We start from the raw sequence: 5,455 nt of genomic DNA, 5'->3' as shown, positions 1-5,455 counted from the left end.
CCCATCCGAAACCAACCGCAACCCAGTAGCGGTCACCAAGCTCAAGCGGTGGCTACCGGCTGCCCCAATTTTACTCCGCCGGGCGCTCCAATATTCCTCCGCCGTTGACACCTACTGCTCGGTCGCCGACGAAGCACTCCTGCTGGTGGATCGCCACACCGCCTACTGGCGGCTGCGCTACCAGTTCGGCCGCCGGGTGATCCGGCGCGAGGCGGGGGAGACCCTGCGCGCCTTGGTGGCCCTGCGGGCGGGCGTCACGCCCAGCCGGGCGGCCCGGCTGCTCGCCCAGTGGGTCGAGGATGCGCAGAAGCCCGCCTGGGCGCGGCGTTGGAGGGCGGCGTGATGGACGGCCATCCCTTCGACCGTGATCCGCCGGGGCGTAAGCCCGCCCCCTGGGAAGTGCCCGACCAGCCCTGGGTTGCGGACCCGCACATCACCGCGCCGCCGCGTGGTATCCCGCCGAAGCCCCCCGCCGGGGCGGCTCCGAACGTTCTGACCCGCAAGCGCCTCTTAGAGATGGACCTGCCGCCACAGCGCTACACCGTACCGGGGCTGCTGCCGGTCGGGTACACGGTGTTCGGGGCGACGCCGAAGTTCGGCAAAAGCTGGCTGATGCTAGACCTCGTGCTCGCGGCGACGGTGCCCGGCTGGCTGTTCCTCGGACGGGAGGTTCAGCAGGGGCGCGTCCTCTACCTCTCACTTGAGGACAGCCTGACCCGGCTGCGCGATCGGACGCTCAAGCTCCTCGGCGACGCCATCGGCGCTGGCGAGGATTGCCACTACTGCATCGAGTGGCCGCGCCTCGACGATGGTGGGTTGGAGTGGTTGGAGTGGTGGATCGCCAGTCACGTCGATCCCACGGGTGAGCGGAGCACCACCGTCATCATCGACACCGGCCAGTCGATCAGGCCGCCTGCCATCCTGGGCTCGGCCAACTGGTACGAGGCCGACAGCCAGTTTCATAAGACCTTCCGCGATCTCGCCCTGCGCTGGGGGGTGTGCATCCTGCTCATCACCCACACGACGAAGGGCCGTAAGGACGACCCCTTCGAGTCCATCCAGGGGACGATGGGCGTGCTGGGCATCCCCGACGCCATCTGGGTCGGCCAGCGCGAGCGGGGCGAGAACGACGCCACCCTGCACTTCATGGGGCGGGACGTGAATACCGATGCTTTGGCGTTGGAGTTCAACGACGGCCGCTGGACCTACCTCGGATTGGCCAGCGAGGTCCGGCAAAACCAGACCAATGAGGCCATCCTGGCGACCCTGCGGGTCACTGATGGCATGTCACCCGCTGAGGTGGCCATAGTGACCGACATGCCGGTTGGGCGGGTCAAGAAGGCGATCTGGCTCATGAGCCAGAAGGAGCCCTCCCCGGTCTACGTGGAGAGCGGGCGCTACTACATCCGCAAAATGTAATCAGCGGACCGGCCGGTGACCTATTGGTTCCCGGCCGGTTACCCCGGTTACCAGGGTTACCCCGGTTACCTCGGTCCCTTTGATGCCGTAACTGCAACGGTACGGTTGAAACATGCCTCTCATGTGAGGTAGATTTATTTCAAATATACCATTCCGGTTACAACATCAAGGGAACCGCGGTAACCCTGGTAACCCTGGTAACCCTGGTAACCGGAACCGCTGGCCATTTTCCGCGCAAATGCGTATACATTTTCAAGCAGAGGTTGAGAATACATTACAGCGTGGCTTGACTAAACCCTGACGATCTCCGCGCCGCCGGGCGCGATGGCTGGACCCTCGCCCCGATCGAGGCCGTCTGGCAGACCGACCTCCTACCCCTCCTCGACGCGCCCGGACCGGCCCGGACGGCGTGGGTCTCGACAATGCGGCATCTGGCCCGCCAGCAGCGCAGGTCCCGCTTTGACCCCTTCACGCAGTCGCCCTAATACCTGCTGTCGGCCGGGGACGGCCCGCAGATGGACCTCGACGCAGCCATCCACGAGGATGAGGAGGAGGGCTGCGTCTACGATGCCGCCCTGACGCTGATGCACGACGGCGACTTGTCGCCCCGTGCCCGAGGGGAGTTGCGGCGGCTGGTCGAGCGGATCGAGGACCAGCACCGGGTGGCCCGCCTGTCGGCGAGGTGGTGCATACCCTCCGGCTGCTGCCACAGCCTCGTCTCGGCCGCCCTGCTGCTCGCCCAGGCGTGGCAGCCCGAGACCCAGTGGACGGGCTTCTACGGGCAGGAGTTCGGCACCAGCCACAGCGCGGTGTTCGACATCGCCGGACGCCGCATTTTCGACCTAATGATGCTCGACATGACGGCCGCCGAGGTGCGGGAATTCTGCCTGTTGCCGCACGACGCGGGCCTGCCGTCGAGCATCGCCGAGCGGCTGGCCGCCTAGTCGGGCTCGGCCATCAGCCGCCGGGCCTCCTTTGCATAGGCGGGGTTGATCTCGATGCAGCGGGCCGACCGCCCGGCGGCCTTCGCCGCCCCGCAGGTGGTCCCCAGGCCACCGAAGGGATCGAGCACCCGACCGCCCGGCGGCGAGCCGATCAGCAGGCAGTGCCGGGCGAGTTCGAGCGGCATCATGCTGCTGTGCTGGGCGTGCCCTTTGGCGGGTGGGAGGGTCCACACGTCGGTCTCGCAGCCGGGCTGCGGGGTGTAGTGGTAGCCGCGCTGGCTGGTGGTCAGCATCAGCACCGGCTCGGAGATGCGGCGCGGCCGATCGGCCGGGTCGGGTGTCGCGCGGGTTTTCACCCGGGTGACGTGGCTTCGAAAGTACCAGCCCTCGGTCCGCAGGGCAGCGGCGAGTTCCCATGAGAGGAGGAGATCGCCTTCCTTGATCCCATAGGGGGCCAATCGTGACGGCAGCATGGTGAGGCCGAGCGCCGACGCATCAGCCCAGCGCCGTCCCTCGTCGGCACGACGGCGACTAGGCTTCACCATCTTCCGCGTGCAGAAGCAGTCGCCTATGTTGATCCACAGCGTTCCCCGCCGGTTCAACACCCGGCGGACTTCGCTGAACACCGACACTAGGTCGGCGATGTAGTCGCCCGGCCAGAACTCAAGGCCGATCTGCCGGGGATGGCCATTGTCGCGCCCAAACCAATATGGCGGCGAAGTCACGCAGCAATCGAACGAGTTCGACGGCATTTTGCGCAGCCGGTCGAGCGCATGGCCGGTGATGGTCTCGTGCGTAGTGTCCGCTCTGACCCCCAGGGTGACCCTGAGAGCCCATCTGAGACGCCTATGCGGGGCTCGTCGAGGAGGTTTTCGTCAATCCGCCCATTGCCGGGCAGCGTCGTCGATCTGGCGGCTGAAACTGGGCAGCGACCCAGATTCTTGCAGGAGGTCGTTGCGGATATCGGTGGGGTGCGGTTTCGGTGGCGAGGCACCGAGGTCCGCCGCTCGGCCCACACATCGTCAAAGGCTGTCGCAGTAGATGCTCGCCCGGCTGTTGGAGGAGCACCGTCGTCTCGACCGCGGCGGGCGGCCGCGTCGAACCTACCACGAGGCGCTTGAGCGGTTCTCGGCCGAGTACATGTCCACCCTCAAGCTCTCCACCCTGGATCGCTACCGGACGAGCTTCCGACATTCGCCGCGACCTTCGGGGAGCTATACCTCGATGAGATCACCCGCGGCAGGTTGCCCGCGTGCGATCAGCCTCCGCATCAGGGTCTCGGCCGGGAACATCTCGGTGTCGGTGGGATGGGTATTTTGGCACCTATCCGGGATGCGATTCGGCGCCCGTAGGTTGAGCACGGAGAGAGAGGCAGCGGGGTGCGTGTCCGTTTAATACCTAAAGAAGTCTATAAGGTAATTTCCGGACAAGGACCCCCTCTTAGGGGGCTTGAACGAGCGCAGCGACGTGTTGCCGAGCGGCGTGGACGCGACAGCGGCCAGACGCCGCGAAGGCAACCGGCGCAGCATGCGGGCGCATTGCGCCTGCATGCTTGACCGTCATGGAGATCACCGACGACGCGCGAGGTGCTTCATGATGCGACCTATCTGCGCAGTCCTCTCCTGCGGCGAGTTCGACTGGCGAGCGCAGTCGTCGAGCACATCCTTGATCTCGTCCATGCCGATGCCCATTCCCGCAAGTGACCAAGCCAGTCGATTGAGCCCGTAGTCCTGCGTGCCACTCGGCAGGGCGAGGTAGCGGTCGATGGTGGCGTCGCGGCCCGAGGCGGAGAGCAGGCGGTCGATGGTGTTCGTCTCGCTGGCCTTCGGCATGGGCGGGCGGATGATCTGATCGTCGGGGATGACGCGCGACATGTCCCGTCCAAGCCATTCGACGACATCCATCGGCTCGCCGTCGTGGTGCTCGATCCAGTGGTCTGCCTCGTGCCCGGCACGGCGGCAGGGCAGGTAGAAAATCGAGGTAGCGTTGTCCTTCGAGGAATTTTGCCGACTTGAACCCGAATCACCTCGCCTGCTCGATATGGTCGCGCGGCAGGTGGCCGACAACCGCTCGGCGATGAACTCGGCGCAGGCCAGATCAGGGACGATGGCGACAACCGGCTCGGTGTTGACGGGATCGCGCGGGGCCGACTGGCACACCGCCTGATAGACGGATTCCGCTATAATGGCCTCACGCACCTGCTCGGGCGTGAAGCCGAGTTCTATCATCGCCTGCATGCACTGCGGAGCGATCGAGCGGGTCGATGATCGCCCACGGACAGAGCGACAGCAGGCAATTAATACTTATGGCCGCCGTTCAGGTGTTGGCACTCAGCAAGCAGACCATCAGGACGATCTCGTTGAGCGTCCGAACTGCGTAGAACGCCTCCTGCCAGCTACGCGGCATCAAGGGCCTGAACACGATCTGTGCGGTGCTGAAAAACTTGAGAATGCGTAGCCGCATTTGCTGCTCCTGTTGGTTAGCAGCAGCGCAGGTAGGGCATCAGCGCATAGAGTACAAAGCCGTAACAACTAAAGGCACAACGTAATTATGGGCTCCCCATATCTTACGCTCGGCCGACGCGCGCATTGCAGGCGACGGTTCAGTGATGCACAGAGGTTCAATTCGCAAGCCCCTGAAAACGCGACGCAAGATTAGTTTACCACGGTGTGGCCAGCCCATACTTTAGCGGCTCAGATGGAGGCTATGATCAGCCCCCCTCACCGCGCCACTCCTCCCGAAAGTCGCGCATCGGTCACACTACCGACGCCGTGCGGCCGTCGATCAAGCCGTGTAGGTCGCCGCCACCATTTCGGCACGTTCCACCAAATGCATCTGGATCGTCTTCCCGCTGCTTTTGGCCAACCTGACCAGCCGGTCGTGAAGCTCTGGCTCAAGGACGACCGTCGCGGTCCGCTTGCCCTGTCGGTAGGCGTTCCGGCGGCTGCTCGGCCGAGGTTCCAACCGCCATCCCGTGGCGACGTGTCAACGGCGGAGGAATATTGGAGCGCCCGGCGGAGTAAAATTGGGGCAGCCGGTAGCCACCGCTTGAGCTTGGTGACCGCTACTGGGTTGCGGTTGGTTTCGGATGG

General features: G+C 64.9%; 6 protein-coding genes. 3 read left to right on the top strand and 3 right to left on the bottom strand.

All coding sequences use genetic code 11. From position 1 onward, the window contains the following. From E2C06_RS39025 to E2C06_RS35155, 3 genes are all read left to right on the top strand, one after another. The coding region (locus tag E2C06_RS39025) for a hypothetical protein (protein WP_206664838.1) at positions 1 to 343 on the top strand (343 nt) is incomplete at its 5' end. Next, positions 343 to 1,419, top strand: a complete 1,077-nt coding sequence (locus E2C06_RS35160; protein WP_133293192.1) for an AAA family ATPase — start codon at positions 343 to 345, stop codon at positions 1,417 to 1,419. The genes E2C06_RS39025 and E2C06_RS35160, both read left to right, overlap by 1 nt. A gap of 515 nt (positions 1,420 to 1,934) precedes the next feature. Next, positions 1,935 to 2,363: a hypothetical protein gene (locus E2C06_RS35155; RefSeq protein WP_133293191.1), complete on the top strand. Its 429-nt coding sequence runs from the start codon at positions 1,935 to 1,937 to the stop codon at positions 2,361 to 2,363. Here E2C06_RS35155 and E2C06_RS35150 read toward each other — a convergent pair. The 3 genes from E2C06_RS35150 to E2C06_RS38220 form a co-directional block, all read right to left on the bottom strand. Further along, positions 2,360 to 3,088 (bottom strand): DNA-methyltransferase, encoded by a 729-nt coding sequence (locus E2C06_RS35150; RefSeq protein WP_165982887.1) that lies wholly within the window; start codon positions 3,086 to 3,088, stop codon positions 2,360 to 2,362. The two genes, E2C06_RS35155 and E2C06_RS35150, sit on opposite strands and share 4 nt — an antisense overlap. 843 nt (positions 3,089 to 3,931) lie before the next feature. Further along, on the bottom strand, positions 3,932 to 4,591 hold the full coding sequence (locus E2C06_RS35145; RefSeq protein WP_133293189.1) for a hypothetical protein: 660 nt from the start codon (positions 4,589 to 4,591) through the stop codon (positions 3,932 to 3,934). A gap of 88 nt (positions 4,592 to 4,679) precedes the next feature. Then, positions 4,680 to 4,826, bottom strand: coding sequence for a hypothetical protein (locus E2C06_RS38220; protein ID WP_165982886.1), 147 nt, complete (start codon positions 4,824 to 4,826; stop codon positions 4,680 to 4,682). Between the last annotated feature and the right edge of the window lie 629 nt (positions 4,827 to 5,455).

The organism is Dankookia rubra, assembly GCF_004355005.1.
In the GTDB taxonomy this organism is placed as follows: Bacteria; Pseudomonadota; Alphaproteobacteria; order Acetobacterales; family Acetobacteraceae; genus Paracraurococcus; species Paracraurococcus ruber_A.
This window is presented reverse-complemented; position numbering and strand designations above follow the sequence as displayed.

Bases quoted from the DNA above. Each gene is read 5' to 3' on its own strand.
- E2C06_RS35155 (WP_133293191.1), top strand. From the start codon at position 1,935: ATGGACCTCGACGCAGCCATCCACGAGGATGAGGAGGAGGGCTGCGTC.
- E2C06_RS35160 (WP_133293192.1), top strand. From the start codon at position 343: ATGGACGGCCATCCCTTCGACCGTGATCCGCCGGGGCGTAAGCCCGCC.
- E2C06_RS35145 (WP_133293189.1), bottom strand. From the start codon at position 4,591: ATGATAGAACTCGGCTTCACGCCCGAGCAGGTGCGTGAGGCCATTATA.
- E2C06_RS38220 (WP_165982886.1), bottom strand. From the start codon at position 4,826: ATGCGGCTACGCATTCTCAAGTTTTTCAGCACCGCACAGATCGTGTTC.